The sequence below is a fragment of the Pseudomonas sp. Pc102 genome (genome assembly GCF_018408275.1).
Classification (GTDB): domain Bacteria; phylum Pseudomonadota; class Gammaproteobacteria; order Pseudomonadales; family Pseudomonadaceae; genus Metapseudomonas; species Metapseudomonas tohonis.
Genome location: NZ_AP021905.1, coordinates 3,445,434 through 3,468,011 on the forward strand (window position 1 = coordinate 3,445,434; position 22,578 = coordinate 3,468,011).

The 22,578-nt window shown below is 65.8% G+C and carries 22 protein-coding genes and 2 pseudogenes; 11 read left to right on the forward strand and 13 right to left on the reverse strand.

Annotated elements, in window-relative coordinates:
* Positions 1-7 precede the first annotated feature (7 nt).
* From PHLH3_RS15835 to PHLH3_RS15865, 7 genes and pseudogenes are all read left to right on the forward strand, one after another.
* Entirely contained in the window at positions 8-712 is a 705-nt protein-coding gene (locus tag PHLH3_RS15835) for a PspA/IM30 family protein (RefSeq protein WP_021221891.1), read from the forward strand.
* A gap of 71 nt (positions 713-783) precedes the next feature.
* Positions 784-1,341 carry a rhomboid family intramembrane serine protease gene (locus PHLH3_RS15840; RefSeq protein WP_213624839.1) on the forward strand — a complete coding sequence of 186 codons (558 nt, stop codon included), beginning with the start codon at positions 784-786 and terminating at the stop codon, positions 1,339-1,341.
* Between the two features lie 45 nt (positions 1,342-1,386).
* Complete coding sequence (locus PHLH3_RS15845) at positions 1,387-2,412, forward strand: ion channel (RefSeq protein WP_213624840.1); 1,026 nt, start codon at positions 1,387-1,389, stop codon at positions 2,410-2,412.
* Complete coding sequence (locus tag PHLH3_RS15850; RefSeq protein ID WP_213624842.1) at positions 2,409-3,071, forward strand: DUF2491 family protein; 663 nt, start codon at positions 2,409-2,411, stop codon at positions 3,069-3,071. Before PHLH3_RS15845 ends, PHLH3_RS15850 begins: the two co-directional genes overlap by 4 nt.
* A 16-nt stretch (positions 3,072-3,087) precedes the next feature.
* Positions 3,088-3,513: a DUF350 domain-containing protein gene (locus tag PHLH3_RS15855; protein ID WP_213624844.1), complete on the forward strand. Its 426-nt coding sequence runs from the start codon at positions 3,088-3,090 to the stop codon at positions 3,511-3,513.
* Positions 3,514-3,538: 25 nt separating this feature from the next.
* Positions 3,539-4,270, forward strand: a complete 732-nt coding sequence (locus PHLH3_RS15860) for a DUF1190 domain-containing protein (protein ID WP_213624846.1) — start codon at positions 3,539-3,541, stop codon at positions 4,268-4,270.
* A 9-nt stretch (positions 4,271-4,279) separates the two neighbouring features.
* Positions 4,280-5,436: pseudogene (locus PHLH3_RS15865) on the forward strand (glutathionylspermidine synthase family protein).
* Positions 5,437-5,763: 327 nt separating this feature from the next.
* On the opposite strand, the gene PHLH3_RS15870 reads toward PHLH3_RS15865, so the two are convergent.
* From PHLH3_RS15870 to PHLH3_RS15905, 8 genes are all read right to left on the reverse strand, one after another.
* A complete protein-coding gene (locus PHLH3_RS15870) occupies positions 5,764-6,972 on the reverse strand; it encodes a dipeptidase (RefSeq protein WP_213624848.1) in 1,209 nt (402 codons plus the stop codon).
* Between the two features lie 56 nt (positions 6,973-7,028).
* The gene (locus PHLH3_RS15875; RefSeq protein ID WP_213624850.1) at positions 7,029-7,982 is read right to left on the reverse strand and encodes an ABC transporter substrate-binding protein; all 954 of its coding nucleotides are present in this window, start codon (positions 7,980-7,982) and stop codon (positions 7,029-7,031) included.
* A gap of 15 nt (positions 7,983-7,997) precedes the next feature.
* Entirely contained in the window at positions 7,998-8,831 is an 834-nt protein-coding gene (locus PHLH3_RS15880) for a class II aldolase/adducin family protein (RefSeq protein ID WP_213624852.1), read from the reverse strand.
* A 28-nt stretch (positions 8,832-8,859) separates the two neighbouring features.
* Positions 8,860-9,804 (reverse strand): D-isomer specific 2-hydroxyacid dehydrogenase family protein, encoded by a 945-nt coding sequence (locus PHLH3_RS15885; RefSeq protein ID WP_213624854.1) that lies wholly within the window; start codon positions 9,802-9,804, stop codon positions 8,860-8,862.
* A complete protein-coding gene (locus tag PHLH3_RS15890) occupies positions 9,801-11,000 on the reverse strand; it encodes an acyl-CoA dehydrogenase family protein (RefSeq protein ID WP_213624856.1) in 1,200 nt (399 codons plus the stop codon). Before PHLH3_RS15890 ends, PHLH3_RS15885 begins: the two co-directional genes overlap by 4 nt.
* Positions 10,997-11,764 carry an ABC transporter ATP-binding protein gene (locus PHLH3_RS15895; RefSeq protein ID WP_172435089.1) on the reverse strand — a complete coding sequence of 256 codons (768 nt, stop codon included), beginning with the start codon at positions 11,762-11,764 and terminating at the stop codon, positions 10,997-10,999. Before PHLH3_RS15895 ends, PHLH3_RS15890 begins: the two co-directional genes overlap by 4 nt.
* The gene (locus tag PHLH3_RS15900; protein WP_213624858.1) at positions 11,761-12,597 is read right to left on the reverse strand and encodes an ABC transporter permease subunit; all 837 of its coding nucleotides are present in this window, start codon (positions 12,595-12,597) and stop codon (positions 11,761-11,763) included. Before PHLH3_RS15900 ends, PHLH3_RS15895 begins: the two co-directional genes overlap by 4 nt.
* Positions 12,598-12,784: 187 nt before the next feature.
* Positions 12,785-13,705 (reverse strand): LysR family transcriptional regulator, encoded by a 921-nt coding sequence (locus PHLH3_RS15905; RefSeq protein WP_172433670.1) that lies wholly within the window; start codon positions 13,703-13,705, stop codon positions 12,785-12,787.
* A gap of 107 nt (positions 13,706-13,812) precedes the next feature.
* On the opposite strand from PHLH3_RS15905, the gene PHLH3_RS15910 reads away from it, so the two are divergent.
* Both PHLH3_RS15910 and PHLH3_RS15915 read left to right on the forward strand, forming a co-directional pair.
* Positions 13,813-14,421: a cysteine dioxygenase gene (locus tag PHLH3_RS15910; RefSeq protein WP_044402870.1), complete on the forward strand. Its 609-nt coding sequence runs from the start codon at positions 13,813-13,815 to the stop codon at positions 14,419-14,421.
* Positions 14,418-16,001: a rhodanese-related sulfurtransferase gene (locus tag PHLH3_RS15915; protein ID WP_213624860.1), complete on the forward strand. Its 1,584-nt coding sequence runs from the start codon at positions 14,418-14,420 to the stop codon at positions 15,999-16,001. Before PHLH3_RS15910 ends, PHLH3_RS15915 begins: the two co-directional genes overlap by 4 nt.
* Before the next feature lie 51 nt (positions 16,002-16,052).
* Here PHLH3_RS15915 and PHLH3_RS15920 read toward each other — a convergent pair whose 3' ends face one another.
* On the reverse strand, positions 16,053-16,325 hold the full coding sequence (locus PHLH3_RS15920; RefSeq protein ID WP_213624862.1) for a hypothetical protein: 273 nt from the start codon (positions 16,323-16,325) through the stop codon (positions 16,053-16,055).
* A 60-nt stretch (positions 16,326-16,385) separates the two neighbouring features.
* Complete coding sequence (locus tag PHLH3_RS15925; protein WP_213624864.1) at positions 16,386-17,147, reverse strand: hypothetical protein; 762 nt, start codon at positions 17,145-17,147, stop codon at positions 16,386-16,388.
* Between the two features lie 721 nt (positions 17,148-17,868).
* On the opposite strand from PHLH3_RS15925, the gene PHLH3_RS15930 reads away from it, so the two are divergent.
* Positions 17,869-19,122, forward strand: a complete 1,254-nt coding sequence (locus PHLH3_RS15930) for a hypothetical protein (protein ID WP_213624866.1) — start codon at positions 17,869-17,871, stop codon at positions 19,120-19,122.
* Between the two features lie 12 nt (positions 19,123-19,134).
* Here PHLH3_RS15930 and PHLH3_RS15935 read toward each other — a convergent pair.
* Positions 19,135-19,260, reverse strand: a pseudogene (locus tag PHLH3_RS15935) (IS3 family transposase); the annotation flags it as partial.
* 433 nt (positions 19,261-19,693) lie between these two features.
* On the opposite strand from PHLH3_RS15935, the gene PHLH3_RS15940 reads away from it, so the two are divergent.
* A complete protein-coding gene (locus PHLH3_RS15940) occupies positions 19,694-20,191 on the forward strand; it encodes a Bro-N domain-containing protein (protein ID WP_213624867.1) in 498 nt (165 codons plus the stop codon).
* Positions 20,192-20,411: 220 nt separating this feature from the next.
* Here the strand turns inward: PHLH3_RS15940 and PHLH3_RS15945 are convergent, their stop codons facing one another.
* Both PHLH3_RS15945 and PHLH3_RS15950 read right to left on the reverse strand, forming a co-directional pair.
* Entirely contained in the window at positions 20,412-21,299 is an 888-nt protein-coding gene (locus tag PHLH3_RS15945; protein ID WP_164707348.1) for a fumarylacetoacetate hydrolase, read from the reverse strand.
* Between the two features lie 5 nt (positions 21,300-21,304).
* A complete protein-coding gene (locus PHLH3_RS15950) occupies positions 21,305-22,567 on the reverse strand; it encodes an MFS transporter (protein WP_213624868.1) in 1,263 nt (420 codons plus the stop codon).
* Positions 22,568-22,578 lie beyond the last annotated feature (11 nt).

The window sequence follows — 22,578 nt, forward strand, 5'->3', positions numbered from 1 at the left end:
AGTTTTCATGAGTATCTGGAAGAAGATCATCACCGCCGTTCGTGGCGGCGCCTCCGAAGTCGGCGAAGCCATCGTCGACGCCAACGCCATCCGCATCCTCGAGCAGGAAATGCGTGACGCCGACCGCGCGGTGCTGCAGGCCAAGAACGGCCTGGTGGACATCAAGGCCAAGCAGAAACTGTCGCAGCAACGCCTGGAAAGCCTCAACGGCGACGTCGCCAACTGGGAAGCCAAGGCCACCTCAGCCCTGAACAAGGGCGAAGAAGGCCTGGCCCTGGAATGCGCCAACCGCATCGCCGAGATCGAGGCCCAGCGTGACCAGGAGCGCAACCAGTCCGAGCAGTTCGGCAAGCAGGCCGACCTCCTCCACGCCCAGGTCAACAAGGCCGAAGGCCAGCTCAAGAGCCTGAAGCAGCAGATCGAAATGGCCAAGGCCCGCGAAGTGGTGCAAAAAGCCCGCGTCGCCACCGCCGAAGCCACCGGTGGCGCCAACGGCAAGGTGGAGTCCGCCCTGGACAGCCTCAACCGCCTGCGCCAGCGCCAGGACGAGCAGGATGCCCGTCTGGCCGCCGCCGAAGAGCTGCAGACCGCTGCCAACGGCGGTGACCTGGAGCGTCGCCTGCAGGAAGCCGGCATCGGCGCCCAGAGCGGCAGCGGTGCCGATGTACTGGCCCGCTTGAAAGCCAAGCAAACCCCGGACGGATCGCAGTAGAATCCGCGCCCGGCAGGCGACCCCGGTCGCCTGCCCACCACCTACCCGCAAATGGAGTTCGGGGAACGCAGATGGAAACAGGCAAGCGACTCAGGGTCATCCTGGCACTGGCGGCGATGATGGCCGTGGTCCAGGTGATCAATACCCTCACCGCCAACAGCCTGGTCCACCATGGCATCCTCCCGCGCACCCTCAGCGGGCTCCAGGGGCTGATCTTCGCGCCCTTCCTGCACGGTTCCTTCGCTCATCTGCTGAGCAACCTGCCACCCTTCATCATCCTCAGCTGGTTGGTGTCCACCGAGGGGCTCGGGCGTTATGTCCGCGTGGCCCTGCTGGTGAGCATCCTCGGCGGCGGCATGGTCTGGTTGTTCGCCCGCAACAGTCTGCACATCGGCGCCAGCGGCCTGATCTTCGGGCTCTGGACCTACCTGTTGGCCCGCGCCTGGTACCAGCGCAGCATCGCCAGCCTGCTGGTCGCCCTGGTGGCCCTCGCCGGCTACAGCGGCCTGGTCTTCGGCTTCATCCCCACCCCGGGGATATCGGTGGAATCGCATATCGCCGGAGCCGTCGCCGGTTGCATCGTCGCCTGGCTGATGCACTCGAAGTCGCTCCTCGAAACCGCCCACTGACCCCGCCCCCTTAACCACTCGAAAAGGATCAATGGAGTTGATTCCATGTCGCTGATCTTGCTGTTGCGGCACCAAACCTCGGCCTTCTTCCAGCGCTTCGGCTGGGCCGGCATCGGCTCGCTGCTGGCCATCCACTACCTGGCGTCCTACCTGCTCCTGGCGCTGGCCGGTGAGCAGCACCTGCTGCAAGGGCAGGACTTCACCTATTTCTATTTCACCACCGCGACGACCGTGGGCTATGGCGACCTCTCCCCCAAGAGCGCCTTCGGCAAACTCGTCACGGCACTGTGGATCATGCTGGGCGGCATCGCCCTGCTCACTGCGGTCATCGGCAAGGCATCGGCTTCGGTCGGCGAACTCTGGAGAAAGAACATGAAAGGCCTGGGCGACTACTCCAACCTCAAGGGCCACACCGTCCTCATCGGCTGGGAAGGCGAAGCCAGCGAGCGCATCGTCGAGCTGCTCTACCAGGACGAAGCCACGCGGGACGACAGCCTGGTGATCTGCGACGCGCTGATCGAGGAAAACCCTCTGCCCGGGCGCGCCTCCTTCGTCCGTGGTGATTCGCTGGACAACCCCGTGCTGCTGCGCCGCGCCGGCATCGAGAGCGCCGAGCGCATCCTTGTGCACACCCGCTCCGACAGCCTGACCCTGGCCATCGTCCTCACCATCAAGGCGATCGGCACGCGCGCCCATGTGGTCGCGCACTTCAACGACTCCGAGCGCGCCGCCCTCGCCCGCCGCTACGCCCCCGAGCTGGAGTGCACCTCCAACATGGCCATCGAGATGCTGGTGCGCGCCTCCCAGGACCCGGGCTCCAGCGCCGTGGTCACCGAGCTGCTGTGTGTCGGCGACGGCGCCACCCAGTTCCGCCATGTACTGCCCGAGGGTTTCAGTGGTACCTGCGGCGAGCTGTACATCCGCCTGCGCCAGGACCACGACGCCACCCTCATCGGCTACCGCGCCTCAGGCTCCAGCCGCTTCGAGATCAACCCCGCCAACGCGCTGGAAATCCGCGGTGGGGAAATCTTCTACATCGCCAGTGAACGCCTGGAGGAGAACGCACTATGAGCAAACTCAAGCGCTGGCTGGGCCTGGAACCGCCGCTGCCTTCCAGCGACGCGCACCGCCACCCCAGTGACAGCCGCCCTCTGGGGCTGGCAGCGGGCCGCATGCTCTGCCTGAACCCTTCGCTGGCGACGCTGCTCGACGGCCAGTCCCACGTCACTCTCCCCGGCGACGAGAAGATCTGGGCCGTCGGCACCATCGAGCTTGGCCAGTCCACGCGGATCAAGCGCTACTACCTGGACAATGAGGATTACTTCCTGCAAGTGATCATGAACGGCCCCCAGGACAGCGACATCGAGGCGGTGATCCTGTTCGGCTACCACCAGGTCACCCCCATCAACAGCCGCGAGGAACTGCTGCGCCTGGCCGGGCCCAATGCCCGCATCGGCATGCAGGTCTACGAGCTGGAGGGCGAGGAATACGGCCGCCAGTGGGGCAGCGAAGACGGCCAGACCGAGCTGGTGCCCATGCACGAGTACGTGGTCAGCCCCGAAGCCAGTTATGGCGTGGTGCATCAGAGCATGCTCTACGCCCGCGAGATCGGCTTGCTCAACCGGAGGGAGTTCCTGCTCTTCTCGGTGGAGGAAGACGAAGAAGGTGCCATCGCCCTGACCACCGCGGTGGGCGTGACACTGCAGATCACCGACATCCAAGTTCTCTAACCAAGGAAGATCCACCATGCTCGACGCGCTGCGCATGTCGCTCAACTCAACCGCCGTCATCGGCTTCGTCATCTACATCCTGGTGGCGGCGGCCCTGTTCGCCCTGTTCCAGTTCATCTACACCCGCGTCACCCCGCACCGCGAGTTCGCCCTGATCCGCGAAGGCAACAGCGCAGCGGCCATCGCCCTGGGCGGCTCGCTGATCGGCTTCGCCCTGCCGGCCAGCAACATCATCACCTACAGCGTCAGCGTCCTCGATTTCGTGGTCTGGGTAGTGATCGCCGCCGTCGTCCAGCTGCTGGCGTTCTTCGTCACCAGCCTGGTGCTCAAGGACCTGCCCGGCCGCATCGCCCGTGGCGAGTACGCCGCCGCCATCTACTCCGGCGCCGTGGCCGTCAGCATCGGCCTGCTCAACTCCGCCTGCATGACCCCTTCGACCTGATCCCCGGCCGCGCAAGGAAATCCAGATGAGAAAGCGCAATTCCATCCAGCTGGTGCTCGCCGGCACACTGCCGCTGGCCCTGGCCGGCTGCAACGACCCGCAGGACACCGTGCAGATCAGCGCCACCAAGACCTTCAAGAACGTGCAGGCCTGCGTGGCCGACAAGTTCCCGGTCGACGTCTGCTCGGACGCCTACATGACCGCCATGGCCGACCACAAGCTGATCGCCCCCACCTACGACAGCCAGGCCGCATGCGACGCCGACTTCGTGCCCGACTACTGCCAGCCCACCTCGGGCGGCAAGTTCATGCCGCGCCTGGCCGGCTTCGAACTGTCGATGACCAATGAGGTCTCCCGCGCCAGCTACGAGCAGGCCGAGCAGCAGGTGGTGCACAGCACCGGCCACAGCGACAACGGCCTGATCACCGGCATCCTCATCGGCCAGATGATGGGCAGCGGTGGCAACCACTACTACTCGCAGCCGATCTACCGCTACCGCGACGCCCGTGGCAGCTACAGCACCTCCACGCTGTCCCGGCAGATCGAACAGGGCAAGACCTTCAGCCGCTCCAACCAGGCGCGCAACAGCCCGACCTCGACCTACACCCAGCAGACCCTGGGCAAGAGCCTGAGCAGCAAGACCGGCAAGGGTGGCTCGGCGGTGGCCTCGACCATCTCCCGTGGCGGCTTCGGCTCCGAGGCCAACGCACGCGGTGGCTGGGGCGGCAAGACCGGCGGCTTCGGGTTCGGTGGCTAAGGACTGCAGATGAAAAAGATCAGCATCGAAGAACGCCCGGGCTGGCAGGCGCAGGTGGAGCGTGAGGGCTTCCTGTTCCACACCATCGACGGCGAACGCTACTGGGACGAGCGCGGCTACTACCTGTTCACCCGCGAGCAGGTGACCCGCGATATCGAGCAACCCACCCGCGAACTGCACGAGATGTGCCTGGACGTGGTCGATCGCGTGGTGGCGAGCGAGGAGCTGCTCAGCGGCCTGGCCATCCCCCGGCGTTCTTCGATCTGGTCCGCACCTCCTGGCTGGAGGGGCACCCACACCTCTACGGGCGCATGGACTTCAGCTACGACGGCAAGGGACCGGCCAAGCTGCTGGAGATCAACGCCGACACGCCGACCTCGCTGCTCGAATGCGCCTCGGTGCAGCTGCTCTGGCTGGAAGACCAGATACGTCGCGGCGCCCTCCCCGCCGAGGCCGATCAGTTCAACACCCTGGCCGAAGACCTGATCCGCGCGCTGGGCACCTTCCGCAAGGACATCCCCTTCCACTTCGCCGCCATCGCCGGCTCCATCGAGGATCGCGGCACCACCGACTTCCTTGCGCAGATGGCCCGGCTGGCCGGCATCGATACACGGCACATCGACATCGAGGATATAGGCCTGAACGGCGACGGCCGCTTCGTCGACCTGCAGGGGCAGTGGATTCCCCGGCTGTTCAAGCTGCACGCCTGGGAGCACATCTTCAGCGAGGCGTTCGGCAAGGCCGTGCCGGGCTGCGACACCCAGTTCGTCGAGCCGGCCTGGAAGTCGATTATCAGCAACAAGGGCATCCTGCCGCTGCTGTGGAAATTCAACGAGGGCCACCCCAACCTGCTTCCCACCCAGGTCGACGCCAACCCGCGCACACCGGTGCCCCGGGGCTGGGTGCGCAAGCCGTTCTTCTCCCGCGAGGGCGCCAACATCGAGATCCGCACCCAGCAGGACGAAGTGGTGGTGCAGGACGGCCCCTACACCGACGCCCCCTACATCCTCCAGCAGTTCTCGCCCCTGCCCCGCTTCGGCGACAGCTACACACTGATCGGCTCCTGGATCGTCGGCGATACCGCCTCCGGCATGGGCATCCGCGAGGACGACAGCCTCATCACCAAGGACACCAGCCGTTTCCTGCCCCATGTGGTGATGGATTGAGTTGCCGAGGCTGGCGCGCTCCCTCGTAGGATGGCGTAGAGCGAAGCGAAACCCATCAGCGACGTCAGCATGGGTTTCGTACCTCTACCCATCCTACGAAGCCAGCACCGAGGCACTCACCGTAGGTTGGGCTGAGGTACGAAGCCCAACATGACCAGGCCCAGCATCACACCGTTGGGCCTCGCTGCGCTCGGCACCAACCTACGGGCTGAAGCCTGGGCTACCGTCTCGTCACCTGCCGCCTTGAGGGCGTCCGTAGGATGGCGTAGAGCGCAGCGAAACCCATCGGCGACGTTCGTACCTCACGGAGATGCCGCCCGCCCCATCCTACGGAGCAGTTCCGGCAGCTTCGGCAGCGGCCAGTACTCGCAATAGATTTCCACCCCAGATGGCAGCGAGGTCCTGCTCGCTGTAGCCGGCGGCGAGCAGGCGTTCGCTGATGCGTGGCAGGTCGCTGACGTCGCGCAGGCCTTCCACGCCGCCGCCACCGTCCCAGTCGGCGCCGATGCCGACGTGTTGCGGGCCGACCACGTCGAGGATGTGCAGCAGGTGTGCCATGAAGTCGTCCAGGCGCGTGGGCGGAAGCGGGTAGCGGGCGTCGGCCTCGCGGATGCGCCGGGCGAGGTCGGCCACCTGCTCCGGGGAGAGGCTGGCGGCCAGGCGGAACTCGCGATAGAGCGGCGCCAGGACCTTGTCCCGCTCGGGGTTTGGCGGCCGGGGGACCAGGTCGCTGGGGAAGCTGTTGACCTGTATCACGCCGCCCTTTTCCGCGAGCCTGCGCAGCCGCGCGTCGTCGAGGTTGCGCGGGTGCGGGCCGATGGCGCGGGCGCCGGAGTGGGAGGCGATCACCGGCGCGCGGGACAGCGCCAGCACCTGGTCGAACACCGCGTCGGAGGCATGGGACACATCGATGAGAATGCCCAGCCGGTTGGCCTCCCCCACCAGTTCGCGCCCCGCCGGGCTGAGACCGTGCCATTCCGGCAGCGCGGTGGCCGAGTCGGCGAATGAATTGTTCTGCGCGTGCACCAGGCCGAGCATGCGCAGCCCCAGGCGCTGGTAGGTGGCCAGGCGGCCCGGGTCGGCGGCCAGGGGCTCGGCGTTCTCCATGCTGATCAGCACCACGCGGCGCCCCGAGGCGACGATGCCGGGCACCTCCTGCGCGCGGGTGGCCAGGGCGAATTCATCGGGCCGCGCGGCGACCATGTCACGGATGCGGGTGATCACCGCCAGGCCGTGTTCGCTGGCCAGGGTGCGCCCCTCCGCCGTGCGCGGGCCCTGGGGCGTGAACACGGCGAAGAAGCCGCCATCCAGCCCGCCCTCGCGCATGCGCGGCAGGTCGACCTGGGACAGGTCGTCGGCGTAGCGGTGGCGCTGGCTGATGTCCCAGCCGGGCCGCGCCAGTTGCATGGGGGTGTCGAGGTGGCTGTCGAGCACCAGCAGCCGCTCGTGGAGGGCGCGGATAGCGGGCGGGACGTCGGCAGCCTGGGCGCTGCCGGTGAGCAGTGCCAGGGCGATCAGGATGGGTTTGAAGGGCATGGAGCCGGGTCCTTGGCGGTTTGTAGGTCGGGTGAAACCCGGCGTATTGCAGCGGCTCAACCCCAGCGGAAGCTCCGATCCCACAACGGCGCCACGTCCAGCCGCTGCGGCAGCACACCGGCCTCGAAGAAGGTGTCGGCCACGGCCTGCTGGGAGCGCACGGCGGCGTCGTCCACCGCCTGCAGCACGCGGGGCCCGCTCTGGGCCTTGTACTGGGCGAGGAACACCTCGCGGGGGATGCCGAGGATCTTCTCGCTCTTCGCCGCCCAGGCCTCGGGGTTGTGCTGCACCCATTGCCAGCTGCGGTACTCGCGCTGGACGTAGTCCTCGATGGCGGCGCGCTTGTCCGGGTCGGCGATGGCGCGCTGGTTGGCGGCGATCACGTAGTTGCCGGAGAGGTAGCCCTGCCCCGTGCGCAGCACCCGCGCGCCGCTGCGCAGTTCGGCCAGCTGGATGAAGTAGCCGAAGGTCACCCAGACATCCAGGTTGCCGTTCTGGAAGGCGGCGAAACCGTCCTGGGGCGTCAGCGCGAAGGGCTGGATATCGGCCAGGGTCAGGCCCTGCTCCTTGAGCGCACGCAGCAGCATGTAGTGCGAGGAGGTGGAGCGGATGTAGCCCACGCGCTTGCCCGGCAGCTCCGCCAGGGACTGCATGGCCGAGCCCTTGGGCACCACGAAGGCCTGGTTGTTGACGTCGCCGGTGAGCACGGCGATGAGCTTCACCGGCGCCTGGTTCCTGATGCCGAAGATCGGCGGGATCTCGCTCATGGGCGCGAGGTCCAGGGTGCCGCTGATCAGCGCTTCGAATCCGAGGTTGCCGCCGTTGAATTCGGCGTACTTCACCGCGTAGGGCGGGCGCTCGATGCCCGCCTCGTCGAAGAAGGTGGGCGCCGCGCCCTTGTAGGTGGCCACGTTCAGGCCGATGCCGTTCCAGTCCCGGGCGAAGGCCGTGGGCAACGCGCAGGCGAGCCCGGCCAGGGCGGAATACTGGAGGAAATGACGGCGATTCATGGGGGCTCCTTGCAATCAGTCGAGGAAGTCGGGCTCGTCGCGCAACAGGCGGTCCCAGTAGGGCTGGAAGCTGAACCAGCCGCCGAATTCGGTGCCCACCTGGCGCGCGGTGTGTTCGGCCACGGCCGGGGGAATGGGCCGGGGCGTGCCGGCGGCTTCGGCCAGCAGTTGGGCGTGGGCGGCGTTGTCCAGGGCGATGAAGCGCCACACCGCCGCCTCCACCGTGCGGCCGACGGTGAGCAGGCCGTGGTTCTGCAGGATCAGCGCGACGTTGCTCGGCCCCAGGGTGGCGGCGATGCGCGCGCCCTCGCTGGCTTCCAGCACCACGCCGGTGAAGTTGTCGAACAGCGCGTGCTTGCCGTGGAATGCGCAGGCGTCCTGAGTCAGCGGGTCGAGCAGGCGCCCGAGGCTGGACCAGGCCTTGCCATAGAGCGAATGGGCATGGGCGGCGGCGACCACGTCCGGCCTGGCCTCGTGCAGCGCGGCATGGATGGCGAAGGCGGCGAGGTTGAGCGCGCCCTGCCCTTCGACGATTTCGCCGTGGGGGTTGACCAGCAGCAGGTCGGAGACGCGGATGTGGCCGAAGTACACGCCCACCGGGTTGACCCAGAAGTGGTCGGGAAACTCCGGGTCGCGCACGGTGATGTGCCCGGCGCCGCCCATGTCGAAGCCGTACCGGGCGAACAGGCGGAAGGAGCCGGCCAGGCGCTGCTTGCGCAGCAGGCGCTCGGCCTCGACCGTGGGCTGCTGCGGCGGCTCCTGCCAGCGGAATACGGTGTGGCCGTCGCGGGGCAGCGAGTAGGCCGTGGGTTGCGGGGTGCCGGTGAGGCCGGTCAGCCTGGCGGTCATGCGGTTTCTCCTTGAAGGGCCGGCGGGCTCAGTAGCCACGTGCGGCCTGCACCAGGTTCTCCAGCGGTTGCCCGCTGTGGAAACGTTCGAGGTTGCGCGCCAGCAGCGCGACGAGGTTGCGGTACACCTGCGGCGTGTTGGCCGAGGTGTGGGGGCTCAGCCGTACACGGGGATGGCTGTAGAACGGGTGCCCGGCCGGCAGCGGCTCGGGGTCGGTGACATCGAGGCTGGCCAGGGCCAGGCGCCCGTCGTCCAGGGCCTGGAGCAACGCGGCCTGGTCCACCAGGGCGCCACGCGCGACGTTGATCAGGTGCAGGCCGGGGCGCGCCGACGCCAGGGTCTGGCGGTTGACCACGTGGTGCGTCTCGGCGGTGGCGGGCGCGGCCAGCACCAGGTGATCGGCACGGGCGAAGAGTTCATGGATGTTGCCGGCACGCTGCACGCCGTCCAGGCCGAAGGGCTGGGGCGAACGGCGCAGGGCGAGCACCTGCATGTCCAGCGCCAGGGCCTTGCGCGCCAGGTCCCGGGCGATGCTGCCGAAGCCGTAGAGGCCGAGGGTGCTGCCGGCCAAGGACGCCAGCGGGCGTTGCCGCCAGGCGTCGGCGCTGTCGATCCACAGCTCGGGCAGTTGCTTGGCGGCGGCGAAGATGGCCGCCAGGGCGAACTCGGCGATGCTGCTGGCGGTGGCGCCCCGGGCGCTGGCCACCGGCAGGCCGTCGAACAGCCAGGGCGGGAAGAAATCCAGCCCCGAGCTCACCAGTTGCACGAAGCCCAGGCCGAAGGGCCAGCCGGCGGGCGGCTCGGCGGCGTTGCGCCAATCGGCGTGGGGCGCGGCGAGCAGCACCTGTATGTCCGTCGGCAGCGTGCTGGGTACTCCACGAGGCAGGTCCAGCACCTCCACGCCCGGCAGGCGCGCGCGCAGCAGGTCGTTGAAGGTGCCGTCCAGCTGGCTGGCGATGCGCGCCCGGCTCATGCCTGCCCGCCCCGGCTGGGCAAGGCGAACGCGGCGCGACCGGCGGCGCCGAGCACGGCGTCGTTCTGCGGGGTGTGGATGCGGCTGCAGAGCACGTCGCGGTAGTGCCGCTCCAGTGGGTTGCCCCGGGCCAGGGCCGGGTTGCCGATGGCTTCCACGCCCAGCTCCACGGCGGTGATGGCCTGGGTGGTGACCAGGTACTTGACCTGGGTCGCCTCGCTGGCGGGGATGCGGCCTTCGGCGGCGGCATCGAGCAGCACGCGGTTGGACAGCAGCAGCGCGTCGATGCGCCCCACCAGCTCCTGGAAGCGCGGCAGGCTGGAGAGCGGCGCGCCGAGGTTGGCCGGCGTGCGCTCGGCCAGCCAGCCCACCAGCCAGTCCCGGGCGGCGCGGGCGACGCCGTCGTAGATGCTGGAGAGCAGCACGGCGAGCCAGAGCACGCCGCTGGAGTCCAGTTCCGAGGGGCGCGGCTGGCTGGCGGGGAGGATGTCCACGGCGTATTCGTCGGGCACCAGGACGTCGTCGAAGACCACGTCGTGGCTGCAGGTGGCGCGCATGCCCAGGTGGTCCCAGGTTTCCTCGATGCGGATGCCCGGCGTGTCGCGGTGCACCAGCCAGGTGCCGACGCGGGGCTCGGTTTCGTCGCTGCGCGCCCACACAGAAAGCCAGGTGAGCCCGGGGATGCCGGTGGAGTAGATCTTCCGCCCGCTGATGCGCCAGCCCTCGGGCGCGCGCCGGGCGATGGTGCCCGGCAGGCCGCCACGGGCGGGGGTGCCCAGGTCCGGCTCCACGCGCAGGGCGTTGATCAGCGCGCCCTCTTCCACCGCCTCGCGGGCCAGGCGCAGGCGCAGGTGCTCGGGCCAGGCCTGGTTGGCCTGCAGGCGCGCGTGCTGCAGGTATTGCATCACCAGCACCAGGGCGGTGGACGGCTCGCCCCGCGCCACGGCGGCGATCACCCGGCGCGCCTGGGCCAGGCTGGCCTCGCTGCCGCCGAGGCGACGCGGCACGGTGAGGGCGATGAGGCCGTGCTCGTGCAGGCGGCGCAGGTTGGCGTGGGGGAATTCGCCGTGGCGGTCGTAATGGGCGGCGCTGGCGGCGAACTCGTCGCTGAGCTGGGCCAGCAGGTCGGCGAAGGCCGGGGAATCGAGGTCGGGCACGCGGGCCGTCTCCTTGGCGGTTTTCAGGTCGAGGCTCATCGTTGGGCGGTCCGTGCGAGGGTGTGGACGAAGGGGCTGGCCGGCGCTTCGACGCCGAGCAGGGTGAGCAGGTGCTGGCGCAGCTCCTGGAAGCCGCGGCTGGCCACCTCCCGTGGACGCGGCAGGCGCACGGGGATCTGCTCGGCGATGCGCCCGGCCTCCAGCACGACGACGCGATCGGCCAGCAGCACGGCCTCGTCGACGTCGTGGGTGACCAGCAGCACCGAGGGCTGGTGGGTGCGCCACAGCTCGATGATCAGTTGGTGCATGCGGATACGGGTCAGGGCGTCCAGCGCGGCGAAGGGCTCGTCCAGCAGCAGCAACTCCGGCTCGCGCACCAGGGCGCGGGCCAGTGCCACGCGCTGCGCCTCGCCGCCGGACAGGGTGCCGGGCCAGGCGTCGAGGCGGTGGCCCAGCCCCACTTCCTGCAAGGCGGCCAGGGCGCGGGTCTGCGGGTTGGCGCCGCGCAGGCCGAGGGCGACGTTGCGCCAGGCGCGCTTCCAGGGCATCAGCCGGGGCTCCTGGAACACCGCCGCGTGGGCCTCGGGCACTTCCAGCGTGCCGCCGTCCACCGCGTCCAGCCCGGCCAGGGCGCGCAGCAGGGTGGTCTTGCCCGAGCCGCTGCGCCCCAGCAGGGCGACGAATTCGCCGGCACCCAACTCCAGGTCGAGGCCGTCGAGCACGGCCTGGCCGGCGAAGCGACGGGTCAGCCCGCGCACGCGCACCGGTGGGCGCAGGCGTTGCAGCGCAACATCCATGGTCAGTTCCTTATGAAGGTGGGGCGCCAGGCCAGGGCCAGGCGTTCGAGCAGGCGCACCAGGGCGTCGATGGACAGGCCCAGCACGCTGTAGACGATGAGGCAGATGACGATCACGTCGGTGCGCATGAAATCGCGGGCGTCGTTGACCAGGTAGCCGAGGCCGGCGCTGGCGTTGATCTGCTCCACCACCACCAGGCCGAGCCAGCTGATGCCGAAGGCGTAGCGCAGGCCGACGAAGAAGGACGGCAAGGCACCGGGCAGGATGACGTGGACCACCAGCTCCAGGCGGCTGAGGCCGAACAGGCGCCCGGCCTCCACCAGCTTGGGGTCGACGCCACGGATGCCGGAGAACAGCGTGAGGTAGACCGGGAAGGTGGTGCCGAGGGCGATCAGGGCGATCTTCGGCGTCTCACCCACGCCGAACCAGAGGATGAACAGCGGCACGATGGCCAGGAACGGCAGCGTGCGCAGCATCTGCACCGGGGAGTCGATGATCAGCTCGCCCCGGCGCGACAGGCCGGCCAGCAGGGCCAGCACCGTGCCGATGGACACGCCTATGGCCAGGCCGCTGAGGGCGCGCTTGAGGGACACCCAGAGGTGCCCGGCCAGTTCGCCGCTGGCGATCATCTGCCAGAGGGTGTCGCCGATGGCGCTGGGCGCGGCGATGATGCGCGCCGGCAGCAGGCCCGTGCGGGAGGCCAGCTCCCAGAGCAGGAGCAGCACCAGCGGGCTGACCAGGCGCAGGCCGAGGTTGCTCCAGCCCTTCCAGCGCAGGGGCGCCAGCAGGGCCGTCAGTGCGGTGCCCGGGGGCACCAGGGCGTTGCTTCGCCGGGACATTCCTTCTCCTCGCTCGGGGCCTTTCCAATGGTCGGGGGCCGCAGGCGGGAGGTTGGATCGAGCCCGCTGCAGCCTGGCTTGACCCACATGCTATCCATCTAAAAAACCGCAGTGAAATTCGATCTGGTTCTAATCTAATATACAAATCGCGCATCTAACAGATGCGGTTACATGCAAGATGCTTTGGTTATGAGCCTGCCGCGGCCCCCTCCTCCGCCTGGTGCGCCACGCGCTGGGCCACGGTCTCGCCGAACAGCGCCACCGGCGCCTGCAGGTTGCCGAGGAAGCGCGGGTGGATCAGCCACAGGTCGATCACCGGCTTGAAGTCGCTCACCGGCACCACCTCCAGGCGCTCGCGGTGGCGGCTGTTCTCCAGCAGCGGGCGCGGCACCAGGCCGAAGCCCAGGCCATTGGCGATCAGCCCCAGCTGCAGCTCGGTGCCGAAGGTCTCCAGGTTGATGCGCAGCGACAGCCCCTCGTCGCTCAGGGCGCGTTGCAGGCCGGCGCGGAAGCCGCAGCCATCGGGGTTCAGCACCCAGCCGCGCTGGTAGCAGTCGGCGAGCTTGCAGGAGCGCTTGCGCACCTCGCCCTTGGCCGCGACCACCACCAGGTCCATGCGCGCCAGGGAGCGCCCGACGATGCCTTCGGGGAACACCTTGCCCGCCGGGAACAGCGCCGCCACGGCGTCCAGCTCGCCGTTCTCCATCTTGCCCAGCAGGTGGCTGCCCCAGCCGGTGGAGACCTGGGTCTGCAGGTCCGGGTAGAGGGTCTTGAGCTGGCTGAGGGCGTCCAGCAGCACCACGTCGCCCACCGTCTGCGGCACGCCCAGGCGCAGCACGCCGCTGGGGGAGGAATCGCTCAGCACCAGTTCGCGCAGGGCGTCCATCTCGCGCAGCACCGCGCGGCATTGCTCGTACACGCGCATGCCCATGGGCGTGGGCTTCAGCGGCTTGGTGTTGCGGTCCAGCAGGCTGACGCCGAGGGCCTCCTCGAAGTTCTGCACGCGCCGGGTGATGGCCGGCTGGGTGAGCTGCAGGGACTCCGCCGCCTGGCTGATCGACTGGCTGCGGATGACGGCCACGAATGCATCGATATCATCTATCTTCATTCTTTATTCGCATAATAAATGGCTGGAAGAATACGCAAGAAGAATAATATCTTTTGCCCCGGCACGGTAGCGGTTACCGCTGCGCACTCACGGACATCGAGGGAACCATGTCTCAAACGCCCAACCTCGGACGACTACGCGGCTTCATCGTCGACCTCGCCGACCTCCTCGCCCAGGCACCGGACGAGCCACGGATACTCGACCAGGGCGCCGCGCTGCTGCGCGACCTGGTGAGCACCGACGACTGGCTGCCGGACGCCTACGCCCAGCCCAGCCCGGAGCGCTACCAGCAGTACCTGCTGCACGCGGACTCACGCCAGGCCTTCTCCATCGTCAGCTTCGTCTGGGGCCCCGGCCAGTCCACCCCGGTGCACGACCACCGCACCTGGGGGCTGATCGGCATGCTGCGCGGCGCCGAACTCAGCCAGGGCTTCGCCCGCAACGCCGACGGCAGCCTGCGGCCCGACGGCGCGGCCGAATCCCTGCAACCGGGCGATGTGGTCGCCGTGTCGCCCCGGGTGGGCGACATCCACCAGGTGCGCAATGCCTTCGAGAACCGCACCTCCATCAGCATCCACGTGTACGGCGCCAACATCGGCGCGGTGCGCCGCGCCGTCTATGCCGAGGGCGGCGTCGAGAAACCCTTCATCTCCGGTTATTCCAACCTCCACCTGCCCAATATCTGGGACCTGTCGAAAGAGAGCCTGGCGCCATGAGCCGCATCCCCCTTCGCCGTTTTGCCGACATCCGCTCCGCCCTCCTCGCCCACGAGGAAGTCGCCCTCATCGATCTGCGCGAGGAGGCCCCCTTCGCCGAGGCGCACCCCCTGTTCGCCGCCAATATCCCGCTGTCCAAGCTCGAACTGGAAGTGCTCGACCGCGTGCCCCGCCGCGACACCGCCGTGACCCTCTACGACGACGGCGAAGGCCTGGCCGAACGCGCCGCCGAGCGCCTGCTGCAACTCGGCTACAGCGACGTGGCCCTACTGGAAGGCGGCCTGGCCGGCTGGCGCGAGGCCGGTGGCGAGCTGTTCCGCGACGTCAACGTGCCCAGCAAGGCCTTCGGCGAACTGGTGGAAAGCCAGCGCCACACGCCCTCCCTCGCCGCCGAAGAAGTGAAGGCGCTGCTGGACGCCAAAGCCGACGTGGTGGTGCTCGACGCCCGCCGCTTCGACGAGTACCAGACCATGAACATCCCCGGCTCCATCAGCGTGCCCGGCGCCGAACTGGTGCTGCGCGTACGCGAACTGGCGCCGGCCCCGAGCACCCGTGTGATCGTCAACTGTGCCGGGCGCACCCGCAGCATCATCGGCACCCAATCCCTGGTGAACGCCGGCATCCCAAACCCGGTGGCCGCCCTGCGCAACGGCACCATCGGCTGGACCCTGGCCGGGCAGACGCTGGAGCACGGCCAGCAACGGCGCTTCGCCGAGGTCGGCCAGCACACCCGCGAACAGGCCGCACAGGCAGCCCGCGCCGTGGCCGACAAGGCCGGCGTACACCGCGCCGGCCTCGCGCAGCTAAGCGCATGGCGCGCCGAGGCCGGCCGCACCACCTACCTGTTCGACGTGCGCACCGAAGAGGAATACCGCGCCGGCCACCTGCCCGGCGCCCGCTGGGTCGCCGGCGGCCAGCTGGTGCAGGAGACCGACCACTACGCCAGCGTGCGCGGCGCGCGCATCGTCCTCGCCGACGACGACGGCACCCGCGCCAACATGACCGGCTCCTGGCTGGCGCAACTGGGTTGGGAGGTGCATGTGCTCGATGGACTCACGGCAGCGGACTTCAGCGAGAGCGGCGCCTGGCGCCCCACCCTGCCCGCCCTGCCCCAGGTCGAAGCCATCGCCCCCCAGACCCTGGCCACCTGGCTGGAGCATGGCGACACGTCGGTGCTGGACTTCACTGCCAGCGCCAACCACGTCAAACGCCACATCCCCGGCGCCCGCTGGGTGCTGCGCGCCCAACTGCGCGAAGCCCTCGCCGCAGGCCCCAAAGCCGAGCGCTACGTCCTCACCTGCGGCAGCGGCCTGCTGGCCCGCTTCGCCGTGGACGAAGTGGCCGCCATCACCGGCAAACCCGCCTTCCTGCTCGACGGCGGCAACACCGCCTGGGCCGACGCCGGCCTGCCGGTGGAAGCCGGTGAAAGCGGCCTGCTGTCACCGCGCATCGACCGCTACCGCCGCCCCTACGAAGGCACCGACAACCCGCGCGAGGCCATGCAGGCGTACCTGGATTGGGAGTTCGGGTTGGTGGAGCAGTTGGGGCGGGATGGGACGCATGGGTTCTTTGTGGTGTGAGTGACAGCCGAGGCAGGTGCTTGCATGAGTGCCTGCTTCAGCGGCGTTCGACTAGAAACCCGATGAGTGAAGCCTTTGCCGTATCCATTCACAGAGCTGAGCATCAAGACAGGCGGGGATGTGTTCATCCCCACCCCAGGATCGATTGATCCGATGTTCCCACTCCATGGCTACATCCATCAGGGCTTGCGACTGCCCCCAGAAATGGGTTGCATGCACCGTGGCCTTCGCCACGCTGTACAACTCAGGCAACGTGCTAGCGCCTTCAAGATAACGTTGGCTGACACCGATCATTTTCCTGAACTCAATGATCGCTACGGTCATATTGCTGCATCCCCTCTTGGCACAGCGCAGTAACCTCCTCGCAGCACCCGCATGAGTGCCTCAAGCCTCTTTCCCATACGGGCTGGGCATGTCGTTGCGTTCGAGCAGGTATTCCATCGAGTTGTTGATCGCCCACACCATCAGCGCATCCAGCGTCATGTCGAGGGGTTGGCCGTTCAGCAGTGGTTCGAGCCGCTGCAGGGTGCCGGGGTAGTCTTCGGTGTGGAAGCGGAACCGCCCGTAGTTGCCGTGGCGGTCCACCAGGAGATAGGTGCAGTAGTGGTCATCGTCCGACCAGCGCCCGAAGCAGAAGTAGTTGGCGCTCAGGTGCGCGATCTGTTCTTCCGTCAACTCTTCCCTGGCGAAGTACTCGCCGAAGTTCCAGGCGATCGCCGGGCAGAACGCATGCAGGCACGGGTAGGAGGTCGAGGTTGAACGCCCGTAGATCTCGAGGATGCGACGGTCGCCCCAGCGGCCGCGATCCGCAATGACGTCGTAGATGGCGAAGCGCTTCCTGAACAGCGCCTTCAGCTCCTCCGGCATCGCGAACGCATGCTGCGTCTCGGCGCTCAGCAGGTCCTCGTCGGATACAGCGCCCGACCACTCGAACAGCGTGCCGTCCTGGAAGTACTCGTCGAAGTACAGCTCATAAGTCTCCCCTTCCTCGTCGTAGAACGCATGCAGGCTCCGGCAGAACGGCTCGAAACGGTTCAGTGCCTCAGGCCAGGTTTCGTCCGCCCCGCCACGGAGATGCTCGCCATAGCTGTTTTCACCAGCGGGTTTGGGCTGGATGCCGAGAATGCCTTTGAGTTTTTTGAACACGATGGGGGGCCTGATGAGGGGCTGGGGATGCGAGGACATTAAATGAAAATGCCCCTGATTGGATGGGCGTAGTTATCGAATCGAGTACTAGCTAGCGGTATGGCCCACTCCCTCCTCCAGTGCGCTCTTGTCGGCCTGCCGAACATAGACACGCAGCCGACGACTTCTTAACCTCCAAGCAGGTTTTTGCCACTTCCGCCACTCCGGGTGGCCCGAATCTTTAGCGCTTAGGCAACCGACTCAAAAGACAAGGAAGGTCATGCATCAAGGATTGATCCGCTTTACAACGCTCGCTCTCGACCGCGACCAGGTCATACAACCGGGATTCTAATAGCCGCGTATGGCTCTTTGAGACACAGGGGATCTCACTGTCAGCGAACACTCGGATCTGCGGGCCTCATGGCTTTCCCTGTCGAACCTATGGATGGTACGCCGACAATTGCTACTGGCGCAGGAGAGGTGCGCTCGTAATGTAGGAAATATCGTGATGGCCAAAAACGGAGAGTTGAGCGGGCAACCTGACCAGTTTTGATCGGTTTGCTGTCTTCAAAGTCGGCGCTAGCCGAAGTCAACACAGAAATTTAGAGCTACTTCAGACCATCCCTAGCAGAGCTTTGGAATACTAATAATTTATAAATTAAGTTCTGCGAGCGTTATGTGTTGTGTGTGCTGAGGCATCTCAGCCGGGCATTGATAACAAAATCCAATGGATACCAGGCAAATGAAAGAAAAAATTATTCAACTGATTGCAAGCTCCAATTCCACGCAAGAGGCTCTTTATTTGTATCGAATGTTTAAAGGAGTACTACCAAATTGTAAATTCGTATTTGCAGCAAAGCATGGAGTAGCTCCCGGGCTCTCCATAAATCGCGAGTTTTCAGCAGGCGCGGTAGTTCGCAGTCTATTCCACACTCCAAAGGTGCTGCTCCTAGATGAACAGACCATTGAAGAAATGGATTCAGGGAAAGCTATTTTTCCAATTGATTATTCGATCTCCTTGGATACTCAGGCCCTTAGTTATCTTGAGCCTTATATAGGGGGGAACACATCAAAACTTCCAAAAGACTTTGAAGAGGTTTTCAGGTTCATTGCTGCAGATAACGTTTATGTAGACCCCCTGCCCTACACGCTTGAGAATATGAAAAACCTCAGCAACCCTGAGAAAGCACAAAAAATATTCAAGAAGATGAAATTCTATGAAATCCTTCGAGATATAGATACTGAAGTGCTTGCCGCAAGAGGAGAAGTCCATTCTAAGGCGACAGAGGGAGAGATTGAAAAGAGAGCGCAAGAGAGCATGGCTAGAATGTATATGAATCTCGATGATGACGATTTCATGGATTCGCTATCTTCACGCCATAGATTTATGTATTGCCAGCTTTTAAAAATGACTGTTATAAATCTAAGAAATGAGCTTGGCACGCCATTTCTCAAAACCCGTTGCTTTCTCGACTTTTGCGATCAGTCACTCGGCAGTATGGGGGCAAGGGAGATAGTCGTTGCTAAAGAGTATTTTACGAAAGGCCAAAAATTTAGATTTTTTGGAAAAATACAGAAAAATAAAAAAGACATATTGGAAATTCTTGATGGAATGGCTTGGGATCTTTGGCATCTCAGACAGCTTGAGCAAAACATGACGATAACTCTTGACTCTCGCGCCAGATATTTCTTTCCATCTCTCTTAACATTTGACAAGCGTTTTATTGAAGTAATGGATCTCTATCCACTCAAATCTCTTGCTTATATTGATGGCAGTAGTGAGCCGATGCCATTCTACGATGGGAATCTAATAAGCTTTTTAGCTGATGGGGAACTAAAGCAGGAAAAAGAAATTGAAAATCGCTATTACTCCATTAGTGCAAAAGAAAGTAGAGGCACAAGGAGAGCTGCATGCCAGAAAAATATAGAGCAAATCATTGAAAGCCTGGAGAAGGAGTTGAGGCAAATTGTCCCGAGCATTGAGCCGCTTGAATAAAATACGTGAAACGTTGTGACAGTTGCCGCGTCGATTCATGCTACTGATCAAGTTGTTGGCTTTGAGGAAACTCTGCTAGTCCGAGCTACTGAACTGGTCGCCCTGATCGGAGTGGATTATTACCTCCTGGCGCCTCCTAACGGTGCCCAATTATGAGGCTTGGAAGTGTCTACGAAATCAGGAGCGATTAAGTCCTACTATGCTGTTTACAACCGCTAATTATGAGGCGCATTGCGAACTTCTATTTACACGCTATGCACTCTTCCCCTTGCCCTAAACCCTTCCCATCCCTATCCTCCCCTCGCCACGGTAGATCCCGTGGTCGGGTTTGACAGCCCGCATACGTTGGCGCGATTGCGCCGCAGGGTGCATGCGAAAAACGGCGAATGTTTTTTGCAGGCATCAGCACGCATGCAGTTTTCATAACTGCTCTGCTTTATGGCAGGTCGCGCGGGGAGGTCCTCGTGGCCTGCCGGTTCCAACGTACCGGTCTGTCAACCCCGCGTGCCCTGTCACCCTTCGATTGACAGCGAATGGCGACAGCTACCTGACCTTACGTTGGAGCTGCACCATGCATGACGCATCCATACCCATCACCTTTCAACGCCATTGTCATCAACTTCGCGCAGTGATGATCGACAACCGCCCCTGGTTCGTCGCCATCGATTTCGCCCTGATGATCGCCGCTGTCCGCCCCTATCGGCTGACCAAGCGCCTGTATCCCCACCAGCACCGTTTCGCCACGCTGCGCTTTGCCAGCGGTCATTGTGAGGAACTGGAGTTAATCAGCGAGGCCGGGCTTTACCGGGCGCTGTATCGCTTCGGGCATCCGGAGCATTGCGCGTTGAGCCAGTGGCTCAGCGATGAGGTGATCCCTGCGCTGTACGACTGTCACCGCGAGGTCGATGCCAGCCCGCGACGCATCCTGATGACCTGGGCGAACCAGCGTGTCGGCGCTCTGCGTTGGCAGGGGGAGCTGTGGATCGCGCGGCGGGACCTGCCGCGTTTCATGGCGGCGCATGATGACCCGGCATTGAGTGATGGGCCGAGTTGGAAGCGGTTCTTCTAGTGAAGGTGCGGCGTTTTCGTTGTTGCCTGTGCCGTGCAAGAACGGTGGGCTGAAGCCCACCCTACGGCGCTCCTCCTGGCGGGCTCTTGGCTCGGGCCTGATGACTCGTGAGCACATCCAGATGAAAAGCGCCGCATGGGAATGCGGCGCTTTTCTGTGTTGCGCTCGCTGGGCAAGTTGGTGGGCTGAAGCGGAACGCCACCCGGCCCACCTTGCTGACTCAGGCCGCCCTGCCCTGCCCCGCGCGGCGGCGCGATGAGAGCGGCAGCAGGTGGCGCAGTTCCTCTTCGACGATGCGGTTTTCGAGGCGCATGTCGAGCATGGGGCAGCTCAGTTCCAGGCAGTCGCCGTGTTGCAGGTGGGTGGCGACGATTTCGCTGTCGAGGCGGCTGAAGAGGTAGTGGACCATGCCCGGCTGGAGGAATTGCGGGTGTTGTTCCAGCAGGGCTTCGCCGGCTTCCCGCGAGGCGCGCCAGGCCTGCGGGTCGAGGCGCAGGTGGGTTTCGCTGAAGCAGGTGCCATTGCGTTCGATGCGTTGGCGCAGGTGCAGCGGTTCGTCCAGTTCGCCCAGCAGCAGTTCCGAGGCCACGGCGCATTCGAGCAGGTGGGCGCGGGCGGATTGGCCCTGCAGCGGGTCGTGCAGGTCGTGGCCGAGGGTGACGCCGACGTGGAGCAACTGGCCACGCGAGCCCACCAGGTAGATGGAGACCAGGCAGGCGTCCGCCGCGATGGCCTGGACGTGGTACGGCACTTCGAGGTCGTCGCGGTCGATGCGCAGGACGCGGCCGTTGCCCTTGTAGAACCAGCCGGCGTCGTCCCGCGCGCCCAGCGGCAGGCCGCTGACGTGGGTGAGCAGCGGGTTGTCGGGCATGGCGGGCGGGCGCAGGCGGGTTTCCTGGCGCAGGGCGGGCAGCGTGTGCGTTGGGCCCGGCAGGTGGCGCAGGTGCGCCAGGTGGTCCTGATGGCGGCGGGCGCAGTCCTGCAGGGTCTGGTAGAGGCCGCTGCTTTCGCCGTGCACCCGCACCGTGTGCGCGGGGTCGTCGCCCAGCAGGCCGATGCGCGGCCCGCCGCTGTGTTCGATGTCGAGGACTTTCAGGTAGTCGCCCATTTCAATTACTCCCTAATAAGCAGTGCGGCGTTGGCCGGCGGTGTGGCTTCGCGGGGTTCCTGTGCGCGGCCTTCCTTGAGCCCGAGCGCCAGGCACAGGCCGGCGAGGCTGCCGGCCAGGGCCAGGTAGAGGATCGATGGCAACCCGTGTTGGGTGGCGAGGTAGCCGGCGAGGATCGGCGCCAGGCCGCCACCGAGGATTTCGCCGAAGCCGATGACGATGCCGGTGGCCGCCGTGAGCAGGTGCGGCGCCACCGACTCGCCCGTGAGTGGGCCGACGGTGAGGCAGATGAGGCTGAAGTTGAAGAAGGTGATGAAGAACAGCACCAGGAACAGCAACCAGGGCTCGGCGGGGGTGACGATCAGCGTGGCGACCAGCGCAGCGCTGGCGCAGAACGAGAGCAGCACCACCGGCTTGCGCCCGAAGCGGTCGGACAGGCCGGGGATGATCAGTTGGCCGACGAAGCCGCCGAAGCCGATCGCCGAGATCACCAGCGCCATCGCCTCCAGCGACAGCCCGAGGTGGTCGGTGAGGTAGCTGGGCAGCAGCGCGCAGAGCACGAACTGGCAGGTGAGGATGCAGAACATGATGCCGATGTTGCGCCGCACGTTGCCGCTGCCGAGGGCCGCGAGCCAAAGGCGCCAGGGCCGCTCCTGCCCGGCCTGGACGGGTGCGGGGACGGGGCGGTAGGTGCGCTGCAGCCACCAGGCGAGGATGAACCCGGGGATGGACACGCTGATGAACACCCAGCGCCAGGAGCCGAGCCAGGCCAGCAGGCCGGCGGCGATCAGCGGCCCGAGGCCAAGCCCGAGGATGGGGAACACGGCCTGCTGCACGCCGATGTTGAACCCGGTGCGCCGGGGGTGCGAGACCTGGGTGGTGACGCTGATGCTGGTGGGCGTGAACGCGCCCTCCGAGAAGCCCATGAGGCCGCGCAGGAGGATGAGCCCGAGCACGCCGCCGGCCAGGGCGGAGAGCCCCGAAAGCAGCGAGAAGGCGAGCACGGAGACGACCAGCACGCGCTTGGCGCCGAGCCGCTCCACGAGGCAGCCCATGCCCAGGGCGGAGACGCCCCAGGTGAGGGCCAGGGCCGCGGAGATGTTGCCGAGGTCCTGATAGTCCAGCTGCAGGTCGCGCATGATCAGCGGGAACAGCGGCAGGATGATGAAGCGATCCAGCCCCACCAGGCCGAAGCTCAGCGACAGCAGGATCACCATGCGTGTTTCGTAGCGGGCATCCCAGCCCGTGTCGCTTGCCTGCTCGCGCATGGCCAGCCCTC

Bases quoted from the DNA above. Each gene is read 5' to 3' on its own strand.
- PHLH3_RS15835 (WP_021221891.1), top strand. From the start codon at position 8: ATGAGTATCTGGAAGAAGATCATCACCGCCGTTCGTGGCGGCGCCTCC.
- PHLH3_RS15840 (WP_213624839.1), top strand. From the start codon at position 784: ATGGAAACAGGCAAGCGACTCAGGGTCATCCTGGCACTGGCGGCGATG.
- PHLH3_RS15845 (WP_213624840.1), top strand. From the start codon at position 1,387: ATGTCGCTGATCTTGCTGTTGCGGCACCAAACCTCGGCCTTCTTCCAG.
- PHLH3_RS15850 (WP_213624842.1), top strand. From the start codon at position 2,409: ATGAGCAAACTCAAGCGCTGGCTGGGCCTGGAACCGCCGCTGCCTTCC.
- PHLH3_RS15855 (WP_213624844.1), top strand. From the start codon at position 3,088: ATGCTCGACGCGCTGCGCATGTCGCTCAACTCAACCGCCGTCATCGGC.
- PHLH3_RS15860 (WP_213624846.1), top strand. From the start codon at position 3,539: ATGAGAAAGCGCAATTCCATCCAGCTGGTGCTCGCCGGCACACTGCCG.
- PHLH3_RS15870 (WP_213624848.1), bottom strand. From the start codon at position 6,972: ATGCCCTTCAAACCCATCCTGATCGCCCTGGCACTGCTCACCGGCAGC.
- PHLH3_RS15875 (WP_213624850.1), bottom strand. From the start codon at position 7,982: ATGAATCGCCGTCATTTCCTCCAGTATTCCGCCCTGGCCGGGCTCGCC.
- PHLH3_RS15880 (WP_213624852.1), bottom strand. From the start codon at position 8,831: ATGACCGCCAGGCTGACCGGCCTCACCGGCACCCCGCAACCCACGGCC.
- PHLH3_RS15885 (WP_213624854.1), bottom strand. From the start codon at position 9,804: ATGAGCCGGGCGCGCATCGCCAGCCAGCTGGACGGCACCTTCAACGAC.
- PHLH3_RS15890 (WP_213624856.1), bottom strand. From the start codon at position 11,000: ATGAGCCTCGACCTGAAAACCGCCAAGGAGACGGCCCGCGTGCCCGAC.
- PHLH3_RS15900 (WP_213624858.1), bottom strand. From the start codon at position 12,597: ATGTCCCGGCGAAGCAACGCCCTGGTGCCCCCGGGCACCGCACTGACG.
- PHLH3_RS15905 (WP_172433670.1), bottom strand. From the start codon at position 13,705: ATGAAGATAGATGATATCGATGCATTCGTGGCCGTCATCCGCAGCCAG.
- PHLH3_RS15910 (WP_044402870.1), top strand. From the start codon at position 13,813: ATGTCTCAAACGCCCAACCTCGGACGACTACGCGGCTTCATCGTCGAC.
- PHLH3_RS15915 (WP_213624860.1), top strand. From the start codon at position 14,418: ATGAGCCGCATCCCCCTTCGCCGTTTTGCCGACATCCGCTCCGCCCTC.
- PHLH3_RS15920 (WP_213624862.1), bottom strand. From the start codon at position 16,325: ATGACCGTAGCGATCATTGAGTTCAGGAAAATGATCGGTGTCAGCCAA.
- PHLH3_RS15930 (WP_213624866.1), top strand. From the start codon at position 17,869: ATGAAAGAAAAAATTATTCAACTGATTGCAAGCTCCAATTCCACGCAA.
- PHLH3_RS15940 (WP_213624867.1), top strand. From the start codon at position 19,694: ATGCATGACGCATCCATACCCATCACCTTTCAACGCCATTGTCATCAA.
- PHLH3_RS15945 (WP_164707348.1), bottom strand. From the start codon at position 21,299: ATGGGCGACTACCTGAAAGTCCTCGACATCGAACACAGCGGCGGGCCG.
- PHLH3_RS15950 (WP_213624868.1), bottom strand. From the start codon at position 22,567: ATGCGCGAGCAGGCAAGCGACACGGGCTGGGATGCCCGCTACGAAACA.